24 protein-coding genes and 2 tRNA genes are annotated in these 23,761 nt (G+C 75.4%); 17 read left to right on the top strand and 9 right to left on the bottom strand.

Annotation, left to right across the window (positions count from 1 at the left end):
- Positions 1–124: 124 nt before the first annotated feature.
- The 6 genes from KJP73_RS05815 to KJP73_RS05790 all read right to left on the bottom strand — a co-directional run bounded on the left by KJP73_RS05815 (position 125) and on the right by KJP73_RS05790 (position 4,990).
- On the bottom strand, positions 125–829 hold the full coding sequence (locus KJP73_RS05815) for an ATP-dependent Clp protease proteolytic subunit (protein WP_282945286.1): 705 nt from the start codon (positions 827–829) through the stop codon (positions 125–127).
- A 46-nt stretch (positions 830–875) separates the two neighbouring features.
- On the bottom strand, positions 876–1,499 hold the full coding sequence (locus tag KJP73_RS05810; protein WP_213281848.1) for an ATP-dependent Clp protease proteolytic subunit: 624 nt from the start codon (positions 1,497–1,499) through the stop codon (positions 876–878).
- A gap of 225 nt (positions 1,500–1,724) precedes the next feature.
- Positions 1,725–3,134 carry a trigger factor gene (gene tig, locus KJP73_RS05805; RefSeq protein ID WP_213281858.1) on the bottom strand — a complete coding sequence of 470 codons (1,410 nt, stop codon included), beginning with the start codon at positions 3,132–3,134 and terminating at the stop codon, positions 1,725–1,727.
- Between the two features lie 306 nt (positions 3,135–3,440).
- Positions 3,441–3,899 (bottom strand): DoxX family protein, encoded by a 459-nt coding sequence (locus KJP73_RS05800; RefSeq protein ID WP_249669133.1) that lies wholly within the window; start codon positions 3,897–3,899, stop codon positions 3,441–3,443.
- A 57-nt stretch (positions 3,900–3,956) separates the two neighbouring features.
- Positions 3,957–4,886, bottom strand: coding sequence for a phosphotransferase family protein (locus tag KJP73_RS05795; RefSeq protein WP_213281847.1), 930 nt, complete (start codon positions 4,884–4,886; stop codon positions 3,957–3,959).
- A 30-nt stretch (positions 4,887–4,916) separates the two neighbouring features.
- Positions 4,917–4,990 (bottom strand) — tRNA-Pro (locus KJP73_RS05790).
- A 79-nt stretch (positions 4,991–5,069) separates the two neighbouring features.
- Here KJP73_RS05790 and KJP73_RS05785 point away from each other — a divergent pair.
- Positions 5,070–5,140: transfer RNA gene (locus KJP73_RS05785), tRNA-Gly, on the top strand.
- On the opposite strand, the gene KJP73_RS05780 is transcribed toward KJP73_RS05785, so the two are convergent.
- Positions 5,112–6,377 carry an NAD(P)/FAD-dependent oxidoreductase gene (locus KJP73_RS05780; protein WP_249669132.1) on the bottom strand — a complete coding sequence of 422 codons (1,266 nt, stop codon included), beginning with the start codon at positions 6,375–6,377 and terminating at the stop codon, positions 5,112–5,114. The two genes, KJP73_RS05785 and KJP73_RS05780, sit on opposite strands and share 29 nt — an antisense overlap.
- A 49-nt stretch (positions 6,378–6,426) precedes the next feature.
- Here KJP73_RS05780 and KJP73_RS05775 point away from each other — a divergent pair, with 49 nt between their 5' ends.
- Genes KJP73_RS05775 through KJP73_RS05760 form a run of 4 tightly spaced genes read left to right on the top strand, consistent with a single transcriptional unit; the run spans position 6,427 to position 8,731 of the window.
- Positions 6,427–7,143 carry an MSMEG_4193 family putative phosphomutase gene (locus KJP73_RS05775; protein ID WP_213281845.1) on the top strand — a complete coding sequence of 239 codons (717 nt, stop codon included), beginning with the start codon at positions 6,427–6,429 and terminating at the stop codon, positions 7,141–7,143.
- Positions 7,144–7,152: 9 nt separating this feature from the next.
- Positions 7,153–7,713 (top strand): DUF3090 domain-containing protein, encoded by a 561-nt coding sequence (locus KJP73_RS05770; RefSeq protein ID WP_213281844.1) that lies wholly within the window; start codon positions 7,153–7,155, stop codon positions 7,711–7,713.
- Positions 7,710–8,501: an SCO1664 family protein gene (locus tag KJP73_RS05765; protein WP_213281843.1), complete on the top strand. Its 792-nt coding sequence runs from the start codon at positions 7,710–7,712 to the stop codon at positions 8,499–8,501. The genes KJP73_RS05770 and KJP73_RS05765 overlap by 4 nt, the downstream gene beginning before the upstream one ends.
- Positions 8,502–8,554: 53 nt before the next feature.
- The gene (locus tag KJP73_RS05760) at positions 8,555–8,731 is read left to right on the top strand and encodes a hypothetical protein (RefSeq protein ID WP_213281842.1); all 177 of its coding nucleotides are present in this window, start codon (positions 8,555–8,557) and stop codon (positions 8,729–8,731) included.
- Between the two features lie 21 nt (positions 8,732–8,752).
- On the opposite strand, the gene KJP73_RS05755 is transcribed toward KJP73_RS05760, so the two are convergent.
- Positions 8,753–9,724 (bottom strand): alpha/beta hydrolase, encoded by a 972-nt coding sequence (locus KJP73_RS05755; protein ID WP_213281841.1) that lies wholly within the window; start codon positions 9,722–9,724, stop codon positions 8,753–8,755.
- Positions 9,725–10,106: 382 nt separating this feature from the next.
- Here KJP73_RS05755 and cysK point away from each other — a divergent pair, with 382 nt between their 5' ends.
- Entirely contained in the window at positions 10,107–11,042 is a 936-nt protein-coding gene (gene cysK / locus KJP73_RS05750; RefSeq protein WP_213281840.1) for a cysteine synthase A, read from the top strand.
- 5 nt (positions 11,043–11,047) lie between these two features.
- Positions 11,048–11,755, top strand: coding sequence for a serine O-acetyltransferase EpsC (gene epsC, locus KJP73_RS05745; protein WP_213281839.1), 708 nt, complete (start codon positions 11,048–11,050; stop codon positions 11,753–11,755).
- 6 nt (positions 11,756–11,761) lie between these two features.
- On the opposite strand, the gene KJP73_RS05740 is transcribed toward epsC, so the two are convergent.
- Positions 11,762–12,205, bottom strand: coding sequence for a methylglyoxal synthase (locus KJP73_RS05740; protein ID WP_213281838.1), 444 nt, complete (start codon positions 12,203–12,205; stop codon positions 11,762–11,764).
- Between the two features lie 170 nt (positions 12,206–12,375).
- Between KJP73_RS05740 and KJP73_RS05735 the strand changes: the two genes are divergently transcribed.
- The 10 genes from KJP73_RS05735 (at position 12,376) to KJP73_RS05690 (ending at position 23,760) form a co-directional block, all read left to right on the top strand.
- Complete coding sequence (locus tag KJP73_RS05735; protein WP_213281837.1) at positions 12,376–12,744, top strand: GntR family transcriptional regulator; 369 nt, start codon at positions 12,376–12,378, stop codon at positions 12,742–12,744.
- On the top strand, positions 12,741–13,739 hold the full coding sequence (locus KJP73_RS05730) for a DUF1648 domain-containing protein (RefSeq protein WP_213281836.1): 999 nt from the start codon (positions 12,741–12,743) through the stop codon (positions 13,737–13,739). The genes KJP73_RS05735 and KJP73_RS05730 overlap by 4 nt, the downstream gene beginning before the upstream one ends.
- Before the next feature lie 86 nt (positions 13,740–13,825).
- The gene (locus tag KJP73_RS05725; protein ID WP_213281835.1) at positions 13,826–14,872 is read left to right on the top strand and encodes an LLM class F420-dependent oxidoreductase; all 1,047 of its coding nucleotides are present in this window, start codon (positions 13,826–13,828) and stop codon (positions 14,870–14,872) included.
- A 113-nt stretch (positions 14,873–14,985) separates the two neighbouring features.
- On the top strand, positions 14,986–16,191 hold the full coding sequence (locus tag KJP73_RS05720; protein ID WP_213281834.1) for a benzoate/H(+) symporter BenE family transporter: 1,206 nt from the start codon (positions 14,986–14,988) through the stop codon (positions 16,189–16,191).
- Positions 16,192–16,819: 628 nt separating this feature from the next.
- Positions 16,820–17,668 (top strand): ABC transporter ATP-binding protein, encoded by an 849-nt coding sequence (locus KJP73_RS05715; RefSeq protein WP_213281833.1) that lies wholly within the window; start codon positions 16,820–16,822, stop codon positions 17,666–17,668.
- Between the two features lie 68 nt (positions 17,669–17,736).
- Positions 17,737–18,822, top strand: coding sequence for an aliphatic sulfonate ABC transporter substrate-binding protein (locus KJP73_RS05710; protein WP_213281832.1), 1,086 nt, complete (start codon positions 17,737–17,739; stop codon positions 18,820–18,822).
- Positions 18,823–18,834: 12 nt separating this feature from the next.
- The gene (locus tag KJP73_RS05705; RefSeq protein ID WP_213281831.1) at positions 18,835–19,722 is read left to right on the top strand and encodes an ABC transporter permease; all 888 of its coding nucleotides are present in this window, start codon (positions 18,835–18,837) and stop codon (positions 19,720–19,722) included.
- A complete protein-coding gene (gene acs, locus KJP73_RS05700) occupies positions 19,719–21,806 on the top strand; it encodes an acetate--CoA ligase (RefSeq protein WP_213281830.1) in 2,088 nt (695 codons plus the stop codon). Before KJP73_RS05705 ends, acs begins: the two co-directional genes overlap by 4 nt.
- On the top strand, positions 21,803–23,263 hold the full coding sequence (locus KJP73_RS05695; RefSeq protein WP_249669131.1) for an O-acetylhomoserine aminocarboxypropyltransferase/cysteine synthase family protein: 1,461 nt from the start codon (positions 21,803–21,805) through the stop codon (positions 23,261–23,263). The genes acs and KJP73_RS05695 overlap by 4 nt, the downstream gene beginning before the upstream one ends.
- Positions 23,260–23,760, top strand: a complete 501-nt coding sequence (locus tag KJP73_RS05690; RefSeq protein ID WP_213281829.1) for a CoA-binding protein — start codon at positions 23,260–23,262, stop codon at positions 23,758–23,760. The genes KJP73_RS05695 and KJP73_RS05690 overlap by 4 nt, the downstream gene beginning before the upstream one ends.
- Position 23,761 lies beyond the last annotated feature (1 nt).

The following is a 23,761-nucleotide window of genomic DNA, read 5'->3' as shown; positions in this document are numbered from 1 at the left end:
ATCGGTCCATTGCACACCACGCCGGGCGCGGTGTCGCCCCTCCACGCCCCTGAGCCGGGCGTGTCGTCCGGCCGGGCCGTTCCCCGGGCCCGCTGCGCGACGGCAGCGGGCCCCGGGACGCGTGTCAGGCCGACGGCTCGACGGTCGTGGCGACGACACCCTTGCGGCTGGCGAGCACCTGGTCCACCAGACCGTACTCGTGCGCCTGCGCCGCGGTGAGGATCTTGTCGCGCTCGATGTCCTGCCGCACCCTGTCGATCGGCTGGCCGGTGTGGTGCGCGAGGGTTTCCTCGAGCCACTCACGCATCCGGATCAGCTCGTTCGCGTGGATCTCGATGTCGGAGGCCTGCGCGTAGCCGCCGCCCTCCATCGCGGGCTGGTGGATCAGCACGCGGGCGTTCGGCAGCGCCAGGCGCTTGCCCGGGGTGCCGGCGGCCAGCAGGACCGCCGCGGCCGAGGCCGCCTGGCCCAGGCACACCGTCTGGATCTGCGGCTTGATGTACTGCATCGTGTCGTAGATCGCGGTCAGCGCGGTGAACGAGCCACCGGGCGAGTTGATGTACAGCGTGATGACGCCGTCGGGGTCGGTCGACTCCAGGACCAGCAGCTGGGCCATGATGTCGTCCGCGGAGGCGTCGTCCACCTGCACGCCGAGGAAGATGATGCGGTCCTCGAACAGCTTGGTGTACGGGTCCTGCCGCTTGAAGCCGTAGGCCGTGCGCTCCTCGAACTGGGGCAGCACGTACCGGGCGCTCGGCGCCGGGGTTGCTGCGCCCCAGCCGCCGGCGAGGCGCCCGGCCCGGGCGATGAACTGCGACTCGGTGCTCACTGAGCTCTCCTTCAGGTCTCGGGTGTCGTGGGGCGGGCGGCGCGGCTCAGCCGGCCTGCATGCCGCCGTCGCCGGTCACGGCACCGGCGTGGGTCACGACCTTGTCGACGAACCCGTACTCCAGCGCCTCGGGGGCGGTGAACCAGCGGTCGCGGTCCGAGTCGGCGGTGATCTGCTCCACCGACTTGCCGGTCTGCTCGGCGATCAGGCCCGCCAGCACGGTCTTCATGTGCAGGATGAGCTGGGCGTTGATCCGCACGTCGGTGGCGGTGCCGCCGATGCCGCCGGACGGCTGGTGCATCATCACGCGGGCGTGCGGGGTCGCGTAGCGCTTGCCCTTGGCGCCCGAGGAGAGCAGGAACTGCCCCATCGACGCCGCCATGCCCATCGCCACGGTGGCGACGTCGGGCTGGATGAACTGCATCGTGTCGTAGATCGCCATGCCCGCGGTGATGGAGCCGCCGGGCGAGTTGATGTACAGGAAGATGTCCTTGTCCGGGTCCTCGGCGGCCAGCAGCATCATCTGCGCGCAGATGGCGTTGGCGTTCTCGTCCCGGACCTCCGACCCCAGCCAGATGATGCGCTCCCGCAGGAGCCGGTTGTAGATGCTGTCGTTGAGGCCGAGTCCGCCGGACTCTGCCCGGGCGATGGCCGGCGTCTGGTCGTTCACGAAGGCTCCCTCGTCAGGCTTGTGCTCTGCCCGCGCCGGTGACCCCGGGGCGGGCCGTGCTGTTGCAGCGACCCTAACGCCCGGCCCACCTGCGGTTCGTCCCGCCCGGCGCCCGTTTCGCTGTCGGCGCACGTGGGCGGGGCGCCGGGCGGGGCGCTCGTCGGGTGTGCCGGGATGCACGGGGGCCCCGCACCGGCGCGCGGTGCGGGGCCCTCGTCGAGCGGGTCAGGCCTTGGCGTCGTCCTCGGTCGCCTCGGGGGCCTCGGCGGCCTCCGTGGGCTCCTCGACGTCGGCACCGTCGGCCGCGGCCGTCTGCACGGCGTCCTCGAGGGCCGACTGCGCGGCGTCCTCCTCGTCCGTGCCGATGAACTCGGACAGGTCCACCGGGGCACCGGCACCGTCGACGACGGCGACACGGCGCAGCGCGACGGCCAGCGCCTTCGAGCGCGCGACCTCCGCCACCATGGCCGGGATCTGGCCCTGCTGGTCGATGGTCTGGATGAAGGTGTTCGGGTCCATGCCGTACTGGCGGGACGCGCTCACCAGGTAGTCGACGAGCTCGCCCTGGTTGACCTTGACCTCGAGGTTCTCGGCCAGGGTGTCCAGGAGGATCTGGTTGCGCAGCGCGGTGGTGGCCTGCTCGGCGACCTCGGCGCGGTGCACGTCGTCCTCCAGGCGGCCCTCGGACTCGAGGTGACGGTGCACCTCGGCCTCGACGGCGCCCTGCGGGACCGGGATCTCGACCTGCTCGAGCAGCTGCTCCAGCAGGACGTCGCGGGCCTGCACGGCCTGGTTCTGCGCCTTGATCTTGGACGCCTGCTCGCGCAGGTCCGCCATCAGCTCGTCGATCGTGTCGAACTCCGAGGCCATCTGGGCGAAGTCGTCGTCGGCCTCGGGCAGCTCGCGCTCCTTGACGGAGCTCGCGGTCACCGTGACCTGCGCGACCTCGCCGGCGTGGTCGCCGCCGACCAGCGTGGTCTCGAAGGTCGTGGTCTCGCCGGCCGACAGGCCCGTCAGCGCCTCGTCCAGGCCCTCGAGCATGTTGCCCGAGCCGATCTGGTAGGAGACGCCGGAGACGGTGTCGACCTCCTCGTCGGCGATCTTCGCGACCAGGTCGATCACGGCGAAGTCCTTCTCGGCGGCCGGGCGGTCGACGCCGACCAGGGTGCCGAAGCGCTCGCGCAGCGCGTCCAGGCGGCCCTGCACGTCCTCGTCCGTGACCTCCGGGCCCTCGACCGTGACGGACAGCCCGTCCAGCGCGGGGACCTCGATCTCGGGGCGGACCTCGACCTCGGCCGTGAAGACCAGGTCGCCGTCCGTGTCGCCCGCCACCAGGCCGGGGACCTTGGTGACGTCGACCTCGGGCTGGCCGAGCGGGCGCAGCTTGTTCTCGCGGACGGCCTCGGCGTAGAAGCCGGACAGGCCCTCGTTGACGGCGTGCTCCATCACCGCGGGGCGGCCGACGCGCTGGTCGATGATCCGCGGCGGGACCTTGCCCTTGCGGAAGCCGGGGATCGTCACCTGCTCCGCGATGTGCGCGTAGGCGTGATCGATGCTCGGCTTGAGCTCGTCGTACGGAACCTCGACGGTCAGCCTGACCTTGGTGGGCTCCAGGGTCTCGACGGCGCTCTTCACTTCAGTGGTCTCCAACTGCTCGGACGGTCTGCGCCGGGGGTCCGGCGTGGGGAGCTCGGGCGCACCGGCGAGGCGGATCCTCGCTCCCCCGTGGGCGGCACGCTTCGGCGCGTGCGGGCATGACTGGACGCGCGCACCGGCCGGACGATCGTACGCCACGGGCGCACGCCGCCGCGAAACCGGACGGCCGGCGCGGGTCGCCCACCGCGGCCGAGGTCGTCAGTCGTGCACGAGGTCGTCAGGTCTGCGGGACGACCTCGTGACGGTGTGACGACCTCGGCGGACGCGGCGCCGGGCGCGCTCCCGTCAGCGGGGGCGGCGGCGCCAGGCGCGCCACGCGCCGGTGGACCAGAGCGACCACGCGACGAGGAGCGCCTGGAAGGGCAGCCGGGCCAGCCGCTTGGCGTCGGAGTCCAGCCCGAAGGCGTCGGTGCGCGTGACGTGCTGCGAGACGTTCCCGGGGAAGATCGCGACGAAGAACGCCGCCGCCAGCCAGCCGACCGCCGTGCGGTACCGCCGCGGGGCGACCGCGAGCGCCGTCCCCAGCGTGATCTCGACGACGCCCGAGCCGAGCACCACCGCGTCCTCGTCCACCGGCACCCACCCGGGCACCTGCGCCTGGAACTCCTCACGCGCGAAGGTCAGGTGGCTGGTGCCCGCGAACACCAGCACGGCGCCGAGCGCGATCCGGCCCGCCGTCCGCAGGGGGCTGCGTACCGGCCGCGCCTCGGGTCCCTCGGGGGTGCCGTGCTCTGCGCGTGCCATGGCGGGCTCCTCAGGTAGACGATCTCGTCTACCCATCACACCACACCGGCGACTCGCTCACACCCGCGCACGCACCAGGCCGTCGAGCCGCTCGACCGACTCCCGCCAGCCCGCCGGCCGGTCGTGCGCCACCCACGACAGCTCGGCGACGAGGTGCAGCACCTCGTGCACGCCCAGGCGCGCCTGCTCGTCCGGCCCCAGCGCCCCGTACCCCGCGACGAGCACCTCCGCGTCCCCCGGGACGTGCTGCCGGACGTGCGACAGCGTCAGCGCGAGGTCCGCCACCGGGTCGTCCCACCCCGCACGCTCCAGGTCGACCACCCCGGAGAGCCGCGCGGCGTCGTCGTCGGACACGAGCACGTTCCCGTCGACCAGGTCGCGGTGGCACAGCACCGGGCCCTCGCAGGCCCGGAACGCGTGGCGGTGGTCGCGCACCAGCGCCCGGACCCGGCTCTCCAGGTCCGCCGCGCCACCGACCCGGCGGTAGTCGGCCAGCAGCTCGTCGGTGCGCGCCTGCACCCGGTCCCACGCGGTCGACCACCTCGGCCCCTGGCCCGTCAGCTCACCGAACCAGGGGCCCGGGACTCCGTGCACCCGGCGCAGCGCCCGCCCGACCTCGGCGGTGAGGTCGGAGGTCGTCGTCGCGTCCAGCCGCGCCCGGCGGTCGGCCCACCGGACGCCGTCGAGCCGCGTCATGAGCAGGTACCCGCCGCCGTCCGGCGCGGCGCCGTGCGCGACGACCGCGGGCACGGGGACCTCCGGCACGCCGGCGAGCAGTCCCAGCGCCGCGACCTCCGCCGGCAGCCGGTCCGCGACGGCCGGCGGGAGCACCTTGAGCACGTAGCGGTCGCCGGACGGGCCGGTCGCGCCGACCACGTGGCCCACCGCGCCCTGCACGGACGGCACCCAGGCGTCGGGGACCAGTCCGGGCACCCGGTCGGCGAGCAGACGGAGGACGGGGCCGAGCTCGGCGGCGTCGACGGCCATGCGCGCGGTCCTCGGACGAGAGAAGCGGAGTCGGGATGGACGGATTCGAACCGACGACCTTCCGCTCCCAAAGCGGACGCGCTACCAACCTGCGCCACATCCCGTGCGGGGGCGAGTCTAGTGGCGTGGGGTCCGGCGCCGGACCCGGTACCCTGGTCCGGCGGCTCGCCCTGGCGGGCCTGCGCGGATGTAGCTCAATGGTAGAGCCCCAGTCTTCCAAACTGGCTACGCGGGTTCGATTCCCGTCATCCGCTCCCCTGCTCGACCGAGCCACGCGAGCATCCCGTGCGCCGCGGCGACACCCGTGCTGAAGGACGCCTGCAGCAGGTACCCGCCGGTGGGCGCCTCCCAGTCGAGCATCTCCCCCGCGACGAACGTGCCGGGCAGCGCCCGCAGCATCAGCGCGTCGTCCACCTCGGACCAGCGGATGCCGCCCGCGCTGGAGATCGCCTTGTCGATGGGCATCGTCGCGGTGACCACCACGGGCACCGCCTTCACCAGGGCGGCCACCGCGGCGGGGTCGTCGGGCACCGCGTTCCCGGTCGCCTCGCGCAGCAGGGCGATCGCGACCCGGTCCAGGCCGATCGACCGCTGCAGCCAGCTCGACCGGGAGTCCCGGGGTCGGCGACGCGCCAGCCGCTCGGCCAGCCGGGCAGCGGTCAGGTCGGGGCGCAGGTCCACCTCGAGGACGCACCGGCCGTCGGCGTCGAGCGCGGCGCGGACCGCGGCACCGCTCGCGTAGACCGGGCCGCCCTCGATGCCGGTCCGGGTCACCATCGCGTCCCCGCGCACCGGCGCCGCGTCCTGGCCGCGGACGGTCAGGGCGACGCTCTTGAGCGGCACGCCCTGGAACCGGTCGGCGAACTCGGCCGTCCAGCCGACGCGCATCCCGACATTGGCCGCCCGCAGCGGCGCGACCGCCACCCCGCGGCGGGCGAACGCGTCGATCCAGCTGCCGTCGGCACCGAGCCGCGGCCACGACGCGCCGCCGAGCGCGAACAGCACGACGTCGTGCCGCACCTCCCGCTCGGCGCCGTCGGTGGCGCCGCCGACGGCCGTCAGCCGCAGCCCCGCGCCGTCGGCGGTCCAGCCGGTCCAGCGCTGCCGCTTCTCGAGGCGCACCCCGAGACCGTCGAGCCGGGTCAGCCAGGCGCGGACCAGCGGCGTCGCCCGGAACGACTGCGGGAAGACGCGCCCGCTCGACCCGACGAACGTCGGCTCCCCCAGCCCCGCGCACCACGCGCGCAGGTCCGCGGGGGTGAACGCGTCGATCATCGGCGCGAGCCGGTCCGCCGAGGCGCCGTAGCGGGCGAGCATCCGCTCCCGGTCCTCGGAGTGCGTGATGTTGAGGCCGCCGTGCCCGGCGAGCAGCAGCTTGCGGCTGACCGACGGCATCCGGTCGTAGACCGTGACGGCCACGCCCGACCGGGCCAGCACCTCCGCGGCGACCAGCCCCGCAGGACCGCCGCCGACCACTCCCGCCGTCCGCACCGGCCGACGGTAGCCCACGCGGCCCCCTCGCCGTGCCTAGGCTGCGCGCATGGCCACCGTCCTCCTCGTCCGCCACGGCCGCACCACCGCGAACGCCGACGGCGTCCTGGCAGGGCGCACCCCCGGGGTCCTGCTCGACGCGACCGGGCGTGAGCAGGCGGCGCGGACCGGCGAGCGGCTCGCCGTCGTCCCGCTGGTCGCCGTGGTCAGCAGCCCGCTCGAGCGCTGCCGCGAGACCGCGCAGGCGATCGTCGAGCGGCAGGACGCCGCGCCGCGGACGCCGGTGGAGGACCGGCTCACCGAGTGCGACTACGGCGCGTGGCAGGGCCGGACGCTGCGCGACCTGACGTCCGAGCCGCTGTGGGCCACCGTGCAGACGCAGCCGAGCGCGGCGGTCTTCCCGGGCGGCGAGTCGCTCGCCGCGATGCAGGCCCGCGCCGTGGCGGCCGTCCGGGAGCTCGACGCCGCGGTCGAGGCCGAGCACGGGCCGGGGGCGGTCTGGGCCGCGGTCACCCACGGGGACATCGTCAAGGCCGTGCTCGCGGACGCCCTGGGCATGCACCTGGACCTGTTCCAGCGGCTGAGCGCGGGCCCGGCCTCGGTGTCGGTCGTGCGGTACGGCCCCGCCCGGCCGGACGTCGTCGCGACGAACACGGACGCCGGCGACCTGTCGTGGCTGCGCGCCGCGGGCCCCGCGGGAGACGCGCCCGTCGGCGGCGGGGCCGGGCACGGGGCGTCCCGCGCCGCTGTCGGTGACCGCTCCTAGCATGGGGGCATGGCGACTCTCCTCCACGAGCACGACTGGCCCGACCGCGTCGTCATCGGCACCGTCGGGCGCCCGGGCGCCCGCACCTTCTACCTGCAGGCCCGCACCGGTCGCCGGCTGACCTCCATCGCGATGGAGAAGGAGTGGGCCGCGTCCCTCGCCGACAAGATCGACGAGGTGCTCGACGACCTGATGGCGGAGGACGGGAACCGGTTCAGCGTGCCCGCCACGGCGCTCCCCGAGCTGGTCGACGACGGCCCGGTCGAGCAGCCCGTCGAGGAGGACTTCCGGCTCGGTCAGATGCGCCTGCACTTCGACCGGTCCACCGCGCAGGTCGTCGTGGAGGCGTACCCGCTCCTGGTGGTCGAGTCCGAGGAGGAGGCCGCCCGGCTCGTGGAGGAGGACCCGGAGCCGGAGGAGGCCCTGGTGCTGCGGATGCCGGTCGGGACCGCACGGGCGTTCGCCGAGCGCGCGCGCCGCGTGGTCCGGGCCGGCCGGCCGGCGTGCCCGCGCTGCGGCGAGCCGATGGACCCGGACGGCCACGACTGCGCGGCGCCCGAGACCTGGTGACCGCCCCGGACCCGGCGGAGGACCCGGACGGCGACGCCCTCGACGGCCCGCTCGAGGTCGTCGGCCGCATCACCGTCGCGTCCAACGCGACGTTCCTCGCCCGGATCGGGGACGTCCAGGTCGTCTACAAGCCCGTCGCGGGCGAGAAGCCGCTCTGGGACTTCCCGGACGGCACGCTCGCGCACCGCGAGGCGGCGGCGTATCTGGTGTCGGAGGCCGGCGGCTGGGGCGTGGTCCCGCGCACCTGGCTCCGGGACGGCCCGCTCGGCCCCGGCATGGTCCAGCTCTGGCAGGAGCCGGACCCGGACCAGGACCCCGTCGACGTCGTGCCCACCCCGGACGTGCCGGCGGAGGGCTGGCGCGCGGTGCTGGAGGGCGGTGACGAAGACGGCGACCCCGTGACGCTCGTGCACGAGGACTCCGCGGCGCTGCGCCGGCTGGCCCTGTTCGACGTGGTCGTCAACAACGCCGACCGCAAGGGCGGCCACGTGCTGCCGCTCCCGGACGGGCGCCGCCTCGGCGTGGACCACGGGGTGACGTTCCACGTCGAGCCGAGGCTCCGCACCGTGCTGTGGGGCTGGGTCGGCGAGGAGCTGCACGACGACGAGCGCGCCGTGGTCACGCGGGTGCGCGACGCGCTCGACGCGGACCTCGGCGAGCGCCTGCGGCCGCTGCTGGCCGACTCGGAGCTCACGGCGCTGCGGACACGGTGCGAGCGGCTGCTGGCCGAAGCGCGGTTCCCCGGCCCCGAGGGCGAGATGCCGGCCGTGCCCTGGCCGCTGTTCTGACCGGCACCCCCGGTGACCTGGCGCGTCGCGGCGGCCCGTGGTCGGATCAGGTCGTGCCCGACGTCCTCGTCCTCGCGCTCCCGTTCCTCGGCCTGGCGGCGCTGACCGTCGGCGTGCTCGCATGGAGCCGGCGGATGCGGAGCCGGAGCCCCCGGATGCGGCTGGTGCCGCTGGCCGTGTGGTGCGCCGGGCTCCTCGGCATGCTGGTCCTGCTGTCTGCCGTCACATGAGCGCTGATCACCGGGGAGGCGTCAGGCGCCCGCCCGCGACAGGGTGACGTCCAGCCACTCGACGACGTCGTCCAGGTACCGGGTCCGCGCCGGCAGCGGGGACAACGCCAGGTCGTGCGCTCCCCCGCCGATCTCCTCGTACGTCACGTCGGGGCCCAGCCGGGGCGCGAGGCGCCGCATGTCGGCGACCTCCAGCACGGAGTCGGTGGTGAGCAGGCCGTCGTGCCAGCGGTCGTCCGGGCCGCTCGCGTCGGACGCGAGCACGAGCACCGGCACGTCGATGTCCAGGCCCCGCGCGACCTCGGTGTGGCCGCGGCGCACGGCCCGGACGAACCCGGCGCGCACGGGGAAGCCCTCGTGCGGCTTCCACGCGAGGTCGTACGTCCACTCGCCGCCGCCGTCGACGTGCAGGGCACGGCCGTAGTGCTCGCCGATGCGGGACACGATCACCCCCGGCGCGACCCGGCCGACCACGTGGTCCAGCAGGGGGGCCAGGACCCGGCGCTCCAACCACGACCCCCGCACGGCCAGCCACGGGCTGTTGAGCACCACCGCGTCGACGCGGCCGCGGCCCCGCCGGTGGTGGGCCCACAGCGCCGCGACCAGCCCGCCGGTCGAGTGGCCGAGCAGGACGACGCGGTCGTGCTCCGCGCGGACCAGCCGGAGGGCCGCGTCCATCTCCTCCGCGTAGACCGCGAGCTCCCGGGTGTCGTTGGGCTCCCGACCCGGGCGGATCGAGCGGCCGTAGTCGCGCAGGTCGAGGGCGTACAGGTCGTAGCCGCGCTCGGCGAGGGCGTCCGCGACGTGGGTCTGGAAGAAGTAGTCGACGAACCCGTGCACGTAGAGCACCGCCGGCCGGGTGCGGTCCGCGCCGGCGTCCCGCCGGTGGACGAGCGTGGCGACGGGGTCGCCCTGGGCGTCCGGCACCAGGTGCAGGGTGCGCTGCACCCAGTCGCCGCCGAGCACGTCGGGAACCGCGTCGTCCACCCTCATGACCGGCATCGTCCCACCGCCGGGCATCTTTGTGGGGCTCGGAGCGTTGGGGCTACTGTCAGGCCTGTCGGCCCTGACGCCGACCTGACGGGGAAGGGAGCCGGGCATGCGCGTCATCGCGCCGAGCACCGCGGGCTCCTCGCCGCGCCCGCCGAGCACCGCTCGCGCCGCCGTCCCCGTCGCGCTCGCGCCCGCGAGCACCTGTCGCTGTCGCTAGAGCGGTGGCCGCTCCGCCGCGCGCCGGCGGAGGCCCGACCCGGGGCACCCGCTGCCGGGCCATCGCTCGCCCTCGACCCGCGGCCGGACCCCTCCTCGCCGCGCGGCCTCCCACGGCCCCCTGCACCACCCTCTTGTCGGAACCACAGGACGGACGGACCCGGACATGGCACGCATCTACGACGACGCGACGCAGCTCATCGGCAACACCCCGCTGGTGCGGATCAACAAGCTGACCGAGGGCGTCGACGCGACGGTCGTCGGCAAGCTCGAGTTCTACAACCCGGCCAGCTCGGTGAAGGACCGCATCGGCGTCGCCATCGTGGACGCCGCCGAGGCGTCCGGCGAGCTGCAGCCCGGCGGGACGATCGTCGAGGCCACGAGCGGCAACACCGGCATCGCGCTGGCGTTCGTCGGCGCGGCCCGCGGCTACGACGTCGTGCTGACCATGCCGGAGTCGATGTCCAAGGAGCGCCGCGCGCTGCTGCGGGCCTACGGCGCCGAGCTGATCCTCACGCCGGCGTCCGAGGGCATGAAGGGCGCGGTGAACCGGGCGAACGAGATCGTCGCGGAGCGCCCGGGCGCCGTCCTGGCCCGGCAGTTCGCGAACGAGGCCAACCCCGCGATCCACCGCCGCACCACCGCCGAGGAGATCTGGGCGGACACCGACGGCGCCGTCGACATCCTGGTCGCGGGCATCGGCACCGGCGGCACGATCACGGGCGTCGGTCAGGTGCTCAAGGAGCGCAAGCCCGGCGTGCAGATCGTGGGCGTCGAGCCGGCCGAGTCGCCGATCCTCAACGGGGGCCAGCCCGGGCCGCACAAGATCCAGGGCATCGGCGCGAACTTCGTGCCGGAGATCCTCGACACCGGCGTCTACGACGAGATCATCGACGTGGACGCCGACACCGCCGTGGCCGTCGCGCGCCGCGCCGCCAAGGAGGAGGGCCTGCTCGTCGGGATCTCCTCGGGTGCCGCGCTGCACGCCGCGATCGAGCTCGGCAAGCGCCCCGAGAACGCCGGGAAGCTGATCGTCGTGATCATCCCGTCGTTCGGCGAGCGCTACCTGTCCTCCATCCTGTACGCCGACCTCCTGGACTGATCGCGATGACCTCGACCACCCGACTGCCGCGCCCGGGCGGCGCGCCCCGCCCCGACGGGCAGGGCGTGCCGAGCCCCGCGCGCGCGGCGTCCGACCCGCGCACCGCCGCGGGCGACCTGGGTGCGCACTGGCGGCGCGCCCGGCGGTTCGCCCGCACCCTGCGCGAGGACCTGGACGCCGCGCAGCGCCGGGACCCGGCCGCGCGGTCGAGGCTCGAGGTCGCGCTCGCCTACCCCGGCCTGCACGCCGTGTGGGTGCACCGGGTGGCGCACCGCATGTGGCGGGAGCCGGGCCTGCGTCTGCCGGCCCGGCTCCTGTCGCAGGTGTCCCGCGCGGTCACCGGGGTGGAGATCCACCCCGGCGCGACCGTCGGGCGCCGGCTGTTCATCGACCACGGCATGGGCGTGGTGGTCGGCGAGACCGCGGTCATCGGCGACGACGTCGTGCTGTTCCACGGCGCGACCCTCGGCGGCAAGACGATGACGCGGGGCAAGCGGCACCCCACCGTCGGCGACGGCGTGGTGGTCGGCGCGGGCGCGAAGGTGCTCGGGCCCGTGTGGATCGGCGACGGCGCGCAGATCGGCGCGAACGCCGTCGTGCTCAAGGACGTGCCCGCCGGGGCCGTCGCCGTCGGCGTCCCCGCGACGATCCGGCAGAAGCCGGCCGCCGCTCCCCCGGAGCCCGAGGTCGACGACCCCGCGATCTACATCTGACGCCGGTCAGGCGACGGGGCCGCCCTCCCACGGGCGCGGCGTGATCTCCGGCCTACCGGTCCACGCCTCGCTGAGCATCGGCGAGGAGATCAGCATGTCCGCGGTCGCGACGTTCGCCGCCATCGGGACGTTCCACACCGCGGCGATCCGCAGCAGCGCCTTGACGTCCGGGTCGTGCGGCTGGGGCTCCAGCGGGTCCCAGAAGAAGATCAGCATGTCGATGACGCCCTCGGCGATCTTCGCGCCGATCTGCTGGTCGCCGCCGACCGGGCCGGACAGCAGCCGCGTGACCGGCAGGCCGAGCTCGTACTGCAGCATCGTGCCGGTGGTGCCGGTCGCGTAGAGGTGGTGCCGGGACAGGGTGCCGCGGTTGAACTCGGCCCAGCGCAGCAGCTCGACCTTCTTGTTGTCGTGGGCGACGAGGGCGATGTGGTGGGCTGCGCCGGGCATGTCGGGGTCCTTCCGTGGTGGTGCGGGCGCGGGAGGGTGCGCCGTGGGCACACCTTAGGGCGCGTGCGTTGCCGGTCGGTGAACCACCGACGCGCCGCCCCGCCCGCCACTGCCGCCCTTCCGTGCGGAGCAACTTGTTCTAGTTGTCATGGAACAACTAGGGTGGCCACATGCTGCTGCGCATCGACCCCACCTCGGCGGAGCCGCTGTTCGCCCAGCTGTCCGCGCAGGTCCGCGGCGCGGTGCTGAGCGGCGACCTCGCACCCGGGGCGCGACTGCCCGCGGCCCGCACGCTCGCGGCGTCGCTCGACATCAACCTGCACACCGTCCTGCGCGCGTACCAGGACCTGCGGGACGAGGGGCTGCTCGAGCTGCGCCGGGGCCGGGGCGCCGTCGTGGCGGAGCGCGGCACCACCGACCTGGCGCCGGTGCACGACGCGGTGGCCGCCCTGGTCGCCGCCGCGCGCACCGCCGGGCTCGCCCCGGACACGACCCTCGGCCTCGTGAAGGCCGCGCTCACCTCGCAGGAGGCACGATGACCACGCTCACCACCCCGATGCACGGCGTACCGCACCGGACCGCCAGCACCGCGCTGGGCCTCGTCCCCGCCGCCCTGGCGCTGGCCGCGACCGTCGTCCTGGCCGCGGCGTGGCGCGACGACCTGCCCGACCCCGTCGCGACGCACTTCGGCCCCGACGGAGCCGACGGGTACACCGCGCTCGCACCGTTCGTCGGGCTGGCGGTCGCCCTGTTCGGCATCCTCGCGGCCGGCGCCTGGCTCCTCGCCGTGCACAGCGGCCGCGACGCCATGACCCGGCGGATCGCCACGGGGCTCGCCTCCGGCATCGGGGTCTTCGGCGCGGCCCTCACCACCGGCACGCTCGCCGTGCAGCGGGGCCTCGACGACGCGGCGGCGGTCCCCGACATCGACTCCGTGATCCTGGCCGCGCTGCTGTGCGGGCTGACCGTCGGGGGCCTGTGCGCGTGGGCCACCCCCGGCGACCCGCACCAGCCGGTGACCGACGCCGGCCCCCTCGACGGGCCGCGGATCCCCCTCGGGGAGCACGAGCGCGCGGCGTGGACCGGGCGCGTGGTGAGCCGGGTCGCCCTGGCAGTCGGGGGCGGGGCGGCCGTCGTGGTCACCGGGGTCGTCATCGTCTCGCACGTGGCGGCGCTGATCGTGCTCGTCGCGGTGCTCGTCGCCCTCGTGCTCACCAGCGCGGTCATCGTGGTGACCGTGGACGCCCGTGGACTCACCGCCCGCTCCGCGCTGGGCTGGCCCCGGTTCCACGTGCCCCTGGACGAGGTCGCCTCCGTGCGGGTGCGCCTGGTCCGGCCGCTGCGCGAGTTCGGCGGCTGGGGCTTCCGCACCACGCTGGGCGGCACCGTCGGCTACGTGGTCCGCACCGGTGAGGCGATCGAGGTCGCGCGGAGCAACGGCCGCTCGTTCGTCGTCACCGTCGACGACGCCGCCACGGGTGCGGCGCTGCTCACCACGCTCGCCGACCGGGCACGGCGCCGGCCCGGGAGCTGACGGGGCCCGCTCGCGCCGGAGCTCCCGCGCAGGGCAGCATGGCGGACGTGCGTGCTCACCGGCGAGCGCGCGGCGAAGGAGGCACGATGCGGCTCGGCTACCACACCGGCTACTGGTCGGCGGGTCCCCCGCCCGGAGCCGCGGAGGCGGTGCAGGCCGCGGACCGGCTCGGGCTGGACTCGGTGTGGACCGCGGAGGCGTACGGGTCGGACGCCTTCACGCCGCTCGCGTGGTGGGGCGCGACGACGTCGCGGGTCCGGCTCGGGACCGCGGTCGCGCAGATCGCCGCGCGCACGCCGACCGCCACCGCGATGGCGGCGCTGACGCTCGACCACCTGTCCGGCGGGCGGTTCACGCTCGGGCTGGGGGTGTCCGGGCCGCAGGTCGTCGAGGGCTGGTACGGCCTGCCCTACCCGCGGCCCCTGGCCCGGACCCGCGAGTTCGTCGCGATCGTCCGGGACGTCCTGCGCCGCGAGGGGCCGGTGCGGGCCGACGGGGCGTTCTACCGGCTGCCGCTGCCCGCGCAGGACGGCTCGGGGCTCGGCAAGGCGCTGCGGTCCACCGTGCACCCGCTGCGGGCGGACCTGCCGATCCACCTGGCCGCCGAGGGACCGAAGAACATCGCCCTGGCCGCCGAGATCGCCGACGGGTGGCTGCCGCTGTTCTACACGCCCCGGCTCGACGACGAGTTCCGCGGCCTGCTCGCGGAGGGGTTCGGGCGCAGGGCCGCGGGAACGCGCCCCGTCGAGGAGTTCGAGGTGACCGCGACCGTGCCCGTGGTCCTCGGCCCGGACGTGGAGCGCGCCGCCGACGCGGTGCGGCCGTTCGTCGCGCTGTACGCGGGAGGGATGGGCGCGAAGGACGCGAACTTCCACGCGAACGCCCTGGTCCGGCTCGGGTACGCCGACGCGTGCGCGGAGATCCAGGCGCACTACGCCGCCGGCGACCGGGCACGCGCCGCCGCGGCCGTCCCGACGGAGCTGGTGCGGGACGTCGCGCTGGTCGGTACCCCGGACGACGTGCGGGCGCAGGCGGCGGCGTGGCGGGACACGGCCGTCACGACGGTGCTGGTCCAGGCCGCGCCCGAGCAGCTGCCCGCGATCGCCGGGCTGCTCGGCGGCGCGGAGGACTGAGGGGGGCGCCTGGGGTCCGGCGGGGCCCGCGCGCGGGGCCGTGGGCGGGCCGCGGGCGGGGTCGCGGCGGACGCGCAACGACGCCGACACACGACTCGGCTACGGTCCGGCGGGTGACCCAGCCGACCTCCGCGGGACCCACGGCGGACTCCCCCGCGCCGCCGCGGGACGCCGCCACCCACGTCGCAGCGGGCGTCGTCACGGCGCTCGTCGGCTTCACCAGCGCGTTCGCCGTCGTGCTCGGCGGCCTGCGCGCCGTCGGGGCCACGCCCGCGCAGGCGGCGTCCGGGCTGCTCGCCGTCACGCTCGCCATGGGCGCGGCGACGGTGCTGCTCGCGTGGCGCACCCGGCTGCCGATCACCGTCGCCTGGTCGACGCCCGGTGCCGCCCTGCTCGCCACCACCGGGACCGCCGCCGGGGGGTGGTCGCACGCCGTCGGCGGGTTCGTGGTCTGCGGGCTGCTGCTGGCCGCCGTCGGGCTGTGGCGGCGGCTCGAGCGCTGGGTGCGGCTGATCCCCGTGCCGCTCGCCAACGCGATGCTCGCCGGGGTGCTGGTCGAGCTGTGCCTGGAGCCGGTGCGCGCCGTCGCCGACCGGCCGCTGCTGGTCGGACCGGTCGTGCTGGTGTGGCTGGTGCTGCTGCGGCTCGCGCCCCGCTGGGCGACCCCGGCGGCGATCGGGCTGGCCATCGCGCTCGCCGTCGCCTCGCCGGACGTGCGGGCGCTCGACCCCGCCGACCTGGTCCCGAGCCTGACCTGGACGACTCCCGCGCTGTCCTGGCCGGCGGTCGTGTCGGTCGCGGTGCCGCTGTTCGTGGTGACGATGGCCTCGCAGAACATCCCCGGCGTCGCCGTGCTCGCGGGGTTCGGGTACACGGCACCCCTGCGGCCGGTGATGCTGGTCACCGGCCTCGGCTCCGTGCTGGCTGCGCCGTTCGGCGGGCACGCGATCAACCTGGCGGCGATCAGCGCCGCCCTGGCCGCCGGCCCCGAGGGCGGGCCCGACCCGCGGCGGCGGTGGCGGGCGGCGGTCGTCGCCGGGCTCGGCTACCTCGTGCTCGGAGCCGGGTCCGCCGCGGTGGCGGCCGTCGCCCTCGCCGCGCCGGCCGGGCTGATCGCCGCCGCGGCCGGGCTGGCGCTGGTCGGGACGCTGGCGGCGTCGCTCGGCGGGGCGTTCGGGACCCCGGGGCACCGGGAGTCCGCCGCGGTGACGTTCCTGGTCACGGTGTCCGGGATCAGCGTCGGCGGGGTCTCGGCGGCGTTCTGGGGGCTGGTCGCGGGCATCGCCTGCCACCTCGTGCTCCGCACGGCCCGCCGCTGACGCCCACCTCCCGCACCGAGCGCCGCACCCCCGCCGCACCTCGCCGCCCCCCGCCGCTGCGCGCCGAGATGGCAGTCCTCGCCTCTGCGGGGCGCTCCCGCGCAGGCGCGGACTGCCATCTCGGCGACCGGGAGCCGCCGGAAGAGGCGCGGCGACCGGGAGCCGCCGGAAGCGAGGCGGCGACCGGGAGCCGCCGGAAGAGGGGCGGCGATCGGGCGGTGCAGTGCGTGTCCGGGTTGTCCGCAGCGCGCCGACACCGCTACTGTCGGCGGTGATCCCGAGTCGTGAACTGTTCCGTCTCGGTGAGTGAGACAACGTGAGGAGGCTGCCCGTGGCCCGGTCGATGTTGCACCAGCGCGCGACCCTGCGCCCGGGCCTGCCGATGCCCGCCTCGTGTCGCTGTTGTCGCCCCACGGTGAGCTCGCTGCGCTCCCGTCGCGCCGCCTGACCCGCGGCCGCCCGGGCGTCGCAGCCCCCGCACCGCACGGCACCGCGCAGCCCGGCCCCACGCCGCGCCCTCGCGCCATCCGCTCCGCCGTCGCCGCCCGCAGCCGCCCCGGAGCCACCCGCGCCCCACGGCACCCGCCCCGCCGCCACCCACCGGTGGCCCGACGTCCCGGGAACCCCCATGACGCACGCACCGACCGCCTCGGCCCCGCCGGCCGCCGGCACCGACGCCCCTGCCCTGCGCGTCGACCTGCGGGGCGTGGCGCGCACGTTCGCCACCCCGACCGGCCCCCGGCCGGTGCTCGCGGGCGTCGACCTGCGGATCGCCGCGGGTGAGGTCGTCGCCGTCATCGGCCCGTCGGGCTGCGGCAAGTCGACGCTGCTCCGGCAGGTCGCCGGCCTGGACGCCCCGGACGCCGGATCGCTCCGGCTCGGCGGTGAGCCCGTGGCTCCCTACGACGCGCGCACCGCGGTGGCGTTCCAGGAGCCGCGCCTGCTCCCCTGGCGGACGCTCGCCCAGAACGTCGCCCTCGGCGTGCCGCGCGGCACCCCGCGGGCGGCCGCCCGGGAGCAGGTCGCCCGGCTGCTCGAGCTGGTCGGGCTGTCGGGCTCCGCGGGGCTGCGGCCGCGGCAGGTGTCCGGGGGCATGGCGCAGCGCGCGTCGCTGGCCCGGGCGCTCGCCCGCCGCCCGGGGGTGCTGCTGCTCGACGAGCCGTTCGGCGCGCTCGACGCCCTGACCCGGCTGCGGATGCAGGACCTGCTGCTCGACGTGCACGCCCGCCAGCCCACGACGGTGCTGCTGGTCACCCACGACGTCGAGGAGGCCCTGTACCTGGCCGACCGGGTGGTGCTGCTCGGCGCGCCGGACGGCACCGGCACGTCCATCCGCTCCGTCATCGACGTCCCCGGCCGGCGTCCCCGCGACCGCGCCGACAGCCGGCTCGCCGAGCTGCGCGCGGAGCTGCTGGACGGCCTGGGTGTCGCCACGCACCACCGCCGGCACGACCCCGACCTGCACCACGCGATCTGACCGCCCGCTCCACCCACCGACCCGCCCGCACCGCACCGCACCCGCACCCGCACCCGTCAGGAGACGAGATGACCGCCCGCACCGCCGCCCCGTGGCGCCGTCCGACCGCCCGCCGACCGCTCACCCTCGGCGTCGCCGCCCTCGCCGCGACCCTGCTGCTCGGGGGCTGCGTCGCCGGCGAGGGCGAGGCGCAGGCCCAGGCCGACGCCCCCGACGCCGCGGACGCCGCCGCCGAGGGGTGGAGCGCCGACACGCTCACGCTCGACTTCGCGACGTACAACCCGCTGAGCCTCGTCATCAAGGACCAGGGCTGGATCGAGGAGACCCTCGGCGACGACGTCACGGTCGAGTGGGTGCAGTCGGCCGGGTCGAACAAGGCGAACGAGGCGCTGCGCGCCGGGGCGGTCGACGTCGGCTCCACCGCGGGCTCGGCGGCGCTGCTCGCCCGGTCGAACGGCTCCCCGATCCGCACGATCGACATCTACTCCCAGCCGGAGTGGGCGGCCCTGGTGGTGCCCGCCGGCTCGGACATCACCAGCGTCGAGGACCTGGCCGGCCGGTCGGTCGCCGCGACGAAGGGCACGGACCCCTACTTCTTCCTGCTGCAGTCCCTGGACGAGGCGGGCGTCGACCCGGCCGAGGTCGAGGTGCAGAACCTGCAGCACGCCGACGGCAAGGCCGCCCTGGAGAACGGCTCCGTGGACGCCTGGTCCGGCCTGGACCCGCTGATGGCGGCGAGCGAGGCGGACGCCGGGTCGACGCTGCTGTACCGGAACGTCGACTTCAACACCTACGGGTTCCTCAACGCCACGCAGGAGTTCCTCGACGCGAGCCCCGACCTCGCGCAGGTCGTGGTCGACGCGTACGAGAAGGCGCGTGCGTGGGCGCAGGAGAACCCGGACGAGGTCGCGAGCATCCTCGCGGAGGTCGCCGGCATCGACCCGGCCGTCGCCGAGACGGTCATCACCGAGCGCACCACGCTGGACATCGACCCCGTCCCGGGCGAGGCGCAGCGCGAGGTGCTCGAGGTCGTCGGCCCGATCTTCGTCGAGTCCGGCGACGTCGCGAGCCAGGACCTCATCGACACCGCCCTGGACGAGCTGTTCGAGCCGACGTTCGCCCAGGACGCCGACCCGTCGAGCATCGCCGACTGACGAGGAGCAGCCATGTCCCCGTCGCTCAGCGGTGCGGTGACCGTGACGGGCACCAGCGCCCCGGTGACCGACGCGCGCGGCCGCGCCCTGCCCGGGCTCAACCCGTTCAGCTCCTCGGTGCTCCCGCGCCCGGGGTCGGGCCCGCTGGCGCGGCGCCCGGTGCGGCTCGCGCTGGGGCTGGTGCTGCCGGTGGTCCTGCTCGTCGTGTGGCAGGTGGTCACGACGTCGGGTCTGGTCGCGCCGTACCAGCTGCCGAGCCCCGCGTCGGTGTGGACGGCGGCCGTCGACCTCGCCGAGCGGGGGCTGCTCGGGCCGTACGTGGCGATCTCGACGCAGCGGGTGGTGCTCGGCTTCCTGATCGGCGCGGCGCTCGGCCTGGCGATCGGGTCGGTGGTGGGCCTGTCCCGGTTGACCGGCGCACTGCTGGAGCCGACGCTCGGGGCGATCCGCGCGGTGCCGTCGCTCGCGTGGGTGCCGCTGCTGATCCTCTGGATGAAGATCGGCGAGGAGTCCAAGCTGACGCTGATCGCGATCGGCGCGTTCTTCCCCGTCTACACCACGGTGGTCGCCGCGCTGCGGCACGTCGACGCGCACCTGGTCGAGGCCGGGCGCGCGTACGGCCTGCGGGGCCCGCGCCTGCTGGCGGCGGTGCAGCTCCCGGCGGCGGTGCCGTCGGTGGTGGCCGGCCTGCGGCTGGCGATGGCCCAGTCGTGGCTGTTCCTGGTGGCCGCGGAGCTCATCGCCTCGTCGATGGGACTCGGCTTCCTGCTGATGGACTCGGGCAACAACGGCCGCGTCGACCGGATGATCCTCGCGATCGTCCTGCTGGCGCTGCTGGGCAAGACGACCGACGCGCTGATCGGCCTGGCCGAGAAGTCGCTGCTGAGAAGGTGGGCATGACGAGCACGGTGACGACCGGCGCGACGATCGACGCGCTGCAGACCGAGACCCGGGCGTTCCCCGCGCCTGCCGGCGACTGGAACATCGGCCCCGACGAGCACGCGCGCCTGCTGGCCCGCGCGGCGTCGGACCCGGTCGGGTTCTGGGAGGACGCCGCCCGGCGCCTCGACTGGGCGGAGCCCTGGCACACCGCGCACACGTGGTCCCCCGCGGTCCCCGGCCCGGACGGCGAGCTGACCGTGCCGGAGGCGCAGTGGTTCGTCGGCGGCCGGCTCAACGCCGCGGTGAACTGCGTCGACCGGCACGTGGCCGCCGGGCGCGGGGACACGGTCGCGTTCCACGCCGAGGGCGAGCGCGGCGACCGCCGCTCGTACACGTACGCCGACCTGCAGCGGGAGGTCTCCCGCGCCGCGAACGCCCTCACCGACCTCGGCGTCGGGCCCGGGGACCGGGTGGTCGTCTACCTGCCGGTGATCGCCGAGACGCTGATCGTCACGCTCGCGGTCGCCCGGATCGGCGCGGTGCACTCGCTCGTGTTCGGGGGCTTCTCCGCCGAGGCGGTGCGGTTCCGCGTCCAGGACACGGGCGCGAAGCTGCTCGTCACCAGCGACGGGCAGTTCCGCCGCGGGCAGGCCGTCGAGGTGAAGTCCGCCGCCGACGCCGCGGTCGACGGCCTGGACCACGTGGAGCACGTCCTGGTCGTGCGCCGCACCGGTCAGGACGTCGCCTGGACCGAGGGCCGCGACGTCTGGTGGCACGACGTCGTGGACACCGCGTCCCCCGTGCACGAGGCGCAGGCCTTCGACGCCGAGCACCCGCTCTTCATCATCTACACCTCGGGCACCACCGGGAAGCCGAAGGGCCTGGTGCACACCACCGGCGGCTACCTCACCCAGGCGTCCTGGACCCACTGGGCGATGTTCGACGCGAAGCCCGACGACGTGCACTGGTGCACCGCGGACCTCGCCTGGGTGACCGCGCACACCTACGAGATCTACGGCCCCCTGAGCAACGGCCTCACGCAGGTCATCTACGAGGGCACGCCGGACACCCCGCACCGCGAGCGCCACCTCGAGGTCATCGAGCGGTACGGCGTCACCGTGTACTACACGGCCCCGACGCTCATCCGGACCTTCATGACCTGGTTCCCCGACGGGCTGCCCGCCGGCCACGACCTGTCCAGCATCCGGCTGCTCGGGACGGTCGGCGAGGCGATCAACCCCGAGGCGTGGGTGTGGTTCCGCGACCAGCTCGGTGCCGGCACCGCCCCCGTGGTCGACACCTGGTGGCAGTCCGAGACCGGCGCGGCCGTCATCGCGCCGCTGCCGGGCGTGACGACCCTCAAGCCGGGGTCCGCGACCCGCCCGCTGCCGGGGCTGTCGGCCCGCGTGGTGGACGACGCCGGCGCCGAGGTGCCGCGGGGGTCCGGGGGCTACCTCGTGATCGACCGGCCCTGGCCCGGGATGGCACGCACGGTGTGGGGCGACGCGCAGCGGTACCTCGACTCGTACTGGCGGCCGTTCGCGGAGCACGGCTACTTCCTGGCCGGCGACGGCGCCTCCTGGGACGCCGACGGCGACATCTGGCTGCTCGGCCGGGTGGACGACGTCGTGAACGTCGCCGGACACCGGCTGTCGACCATCGAGATCGAGTCCGCGCTGGTCGCGCACCCCGCCGTCGGCGAGGCCGGCGTTGCGGGCGTCGCGGACGCGGTCGGCGGGCAGGCCGTCGCGGCGTTCGTGGTCCCGGCGGTCGCGCCCGGGCCGGTCGAGGACGTCGCCGCCTGGCGGGCCGCGGCCGAGGACCTGCGCGAGACCCTGCGGGCTCAGGTCGCCCGGGAGATCGGGCCGGTCGCCAAGCCGCGGCACGTGCTCGTCGTCCCCGAGGTGCCCAAGACCCGGTCCGGCAAGATCCTGCGCCGCCTGCTCGCCGACCTGCACGACGGCCGGCCGCTCGGCGACGTCACGTCCCTGCAGAACCCGTGGGCGGTGGACCAGGTCGCCGCGCTCCTGCCCCGTGCGGCTACCGTGACGGCAGCCGCGCCCGCACCCCACCTCACGGCCGAGGAGGCCACCCCCGCATGACCGCGCCCGACGAGCACCGCTTCGGCTTCCGCACCCGCGCCCTGCACGCCGGGGCGATCCCCGACGCCGCGACCGGCGCCCGCGCGGTGCCGATCTACCAGACCACGTCGTTCGTCTTCAACGACACCACCGACGCCGCGAACCTGTTCGCGCTGCAGAAGTACGGCAACATCTACTCGCGCCTCGGCAACCCGACGGTCGCGGCGTTCGAGGAGCGGATCGCGTCCCTCGAGGGCGGCATCGGCGCCGTGGCCACCGCGTCGGGCATGGCCGCGGAGTTCATCACGTTCGCCGCGCTCGTCGGCGCCGGGGACCACGTCGTCGCCTCCGCGCAGCTGTACGGCGGCACGGTGACGCAGCTCGACGTGACCCTGCGCCGGTTCGGCGTCGAGACCACCTTCGTGCCCGGGACGGACCCCGCCGACTACGCCGCGGCCATCCGCCCCGAGACCAAGGTGCTGTACACCGAGGTCGTCGCGAACCCGTCGGGCGAGGTCGCCGACCTGGCCGGCCTGGCCGAGGTCGCGCACGCGGCGGGCATCCCGCTGGTGGTCGACTCCACGCTCTCGACCCCGTACCTGGTGCGGCCGATCGAGCACGGCGCGGACATCGTCATCCACTCGGCGACCAAGTTCCTCGGCGGGCACGGCACCACGCTCGGCGGCGTCGTCGTCGAGTCGGGGCGGTTCGACTGGGGCAACGGCAAGTTCCCGCAGATGACGGAGCCGGTGCCCTCGTACAACCACGTGAAGTGGTGGGAGAACTTCGGGGAGTACGGGTTCCTCACCAAGCTCCGCTCCGAGCAGCTGCGGGACATCGGCCCGTCGCTGTCCGCGCAGTCCGCGTTCCAGCTGCTGCAGGGCGTCGAGACGCTGCCGCAGCGGCTCGACGCGCACCTGGCCAACGCCCGGGCCGTCGCGGAGTGGCTCGACGCCGACCCGCGCGTGACGGCCGTGCAGTGGGCCGGCCTGCCGTCGCACCCGCACCACGAGCGCGCCGCCCGCTACCTGCCGCTGGGGCCGGGGTCGGTGTTCGCGTTCCGGCTCGCCGCGACCCCCGACCGCGAGGGCCGCGAGGTCGGGCGCCGGTTCATCGAGCACTTGCAGCTCGCCAGCCACCTCGCGAACGTCGGCGACGCCCGCACCCTCGTGATCCACCCGGCCTCGACCACCCACCAGCAGCTGTCCGCCGAGCAGCTCGCCGCCGCCGGCGTCCCGGAGGACCTGGTGCGGATCAGCGTCGGCATCGAGGACCCCGAGGACATCCTCTGGGACCTCGACCAGGCGCTCACCGCGGCCACCGCCGCCGCCGGTGCCGGGTCCGACGACGGGGCCGCCACCGACGACGGTGCCCGTGCCGCCGCGGCCCGCCCCGCCGTCCCCGCCGCACCCGCCGTCGGGGCCGCCGTCACCGGCCTGGGCGCCGACGCCTGCACCCTCCCGGAGGCCACCCGATGAGCACCCCGACCACCCCGGCCCGCACCTGGCAGGGCCCGAGCGCTCCGGAGCGCCTCGCGCTGCTGCGCCGCACCCGGTCGATCGCCGTCGTCGGGGCGTCGAACAACCCCGCTCGCGCGTCGTACTTCGTCACCACGTACCTGCTGTCCAGCGCGCCGTACGACGTGTACCTGGTGAACCCGCGCGAGAAGGAGATCCTCGGGCAGCCGGTCTACCCCTCGCTCGACGCGCTGCCCGTGGTGCCGGACCTGGTGGACGTGTTCCGCCGGCACGACGACCTGCCGACCGTGCTGGACGAGACCCTCGCGGTCGGCGCGAAGGCCCTGTGGCTGCAGCTCGGGTCGTGGCACGAGGACGTCGCGGCGCGCGGCGAGGCCGCCGGCCTGACCGTGGTGATGGACCGGTGCGTGAAGATCGAGCACGCCCGGTTCCACGGGGGCCTGCACCTCGCGGGCTTCGACACGGGCGTGATCAGCAGCCGCCGCGCCCTGCTCTGAC

The sequence above is a fragment of the Cellulomonas hominis genome (assembly GCF_901521055.1).
Classification (GTDB): Bacteria; Actinomycetota; Actinomycetes; order Actinomycetales; family Cellulomonadaceae; genus Cellulomonas; species Cellulomonas endometrii.
The sequence above is the reverse complement of the archived record's forward strand: the minus strand, read 5'-3'. Positions and strand labels throughout refer to the sequence as shown.

What these genes read in the sequence shown, in the direction of transcription:
- KJP73_RS05800 (WP_249669133.1), bottom strand. Translation starts at nt 3,899, where the DNA reads ATGGCACGCGCAGAGCACGGCACCCCCGAGGGACCCGAGGCGCGGCCG.
- KJP73_RS05795 (WP_213281847.1), bottom strand. Translation starts at nt 4,886, where the DNA reads ATGGCCGTCGACGCCGCCGAGCTCGGCCCCGTCCTCCGTCTGCTCGCC.
- KJP73_RS05775 (WP_213281845.1), top strand. Translation starts at nt 6,427, where the DNA reads ATGGCCACCGTCCTCCTCGTCCGCCACGGCCGCACCACCGCGAACGCC.
- KJP73_RS05770 (WP_213281844.1), top strand. Translation starts at nt 7,153, where the DNA reads ATGGCGACTCTCCTCCACGAGCACGACTGGCCCGACCGCGTCGTCATC.
- KJP73_RS05755 (WP_213281841.1), bottom strand. Translation starts at nt 9,724, where the DNA reads ATGAGGGTGGACGACGCGGTTCCCGACGTGCTCGGCGGCGACTGGGTG.
- cysK (WP_213281840.1), top strand. Translation starts at nt 10,107, where the DNA reads ATGGCACGCATCTACGACGACGCGACGCAGCTCATCGGCAACACCCCG.
- epsC (WP_213281839.1), top strand. Translation starts at nt 11,048, where the DNA reads ATGACCTCGACCACCCGACTGCCGCGCCCGGGCGGCGCGCCCCGCCCC.
- KJP73_RS05740 (WP_213281838.1), bottom strand. Translation starts at nt 12,205, where the DNA reads ATGCCCGGCGCAGCCCACCACATCGCCCTCGTCGCCCACGACAACAAG.
- KJP73_RS05735 (WP_213281837.1), top strand. Translation starts at nt 12,376, where the DNA reads ATGCTGCTGCGCATCGACCCCACCTCGGCGGAGCCGCTGTTCGCCCAG.
- KJP73_RS05730 (WP_213281836.1), top strand. Translation starts at nt 12,741, where the DNA reads ATGACCACGCTCACCACCCCGATGCACGGCGTACCGCACCGGACCGCC.
- KJP73_RS05725 (WP_213281835.1), top strand. Translation starts at nt 13,826, where the DNA reads ATGCGGCTCGGCTACCACACCGGCTACTGGTCGGCGGGTCCCCCGCCC.
- KJP73_RS05715 (WP_213281833.1), top strand. Translation starts at nt 16,820, where the DNA reads ATGACGCACGCACCGACCGCCTCGGCCCCGCCGGCCGCCGGCACCGAC.
- KJP73_RS05710 (WP_213281832.1), top strand. Translation starts at nt 17,737, where the DNA reads ATGACCGCCCGCACCGCCGCCCCGTGGCGCCGTCCGACCGCCCGCCGA.
- KJP73_RS05705 (WP_213281831.1), top strand. Translation starts at nt 18,835, where the DNA reads ATGTCCCCGTCGCTCAGCGGTGCGGTGACCGTGACGGGCACCAGCGCC.
- acs (WP_213281830.1), top strand. Translation starts at nt 19,719, where the DNA reads ATGACGAGCACGGTGACGACCGGCGCGACGATCGACGCGCTGCAGACC.
- KJP73_RS05695 (WP_249669131.1), top strand. Translation starts at nt 21,803, where the DNA reads ATGACCGCGCCCGACGAGCACCGCTTCGGCTTCCGCACCCGCGCCCTG.
- KJP73_RS05690 (WP_213281829.1), top strand. Translation starts at nt 23,260, where the DNA reads ATGAGCACCCCGACCACCCCGGCCCGCACCTGGCAGGGCCCGAGCGCT.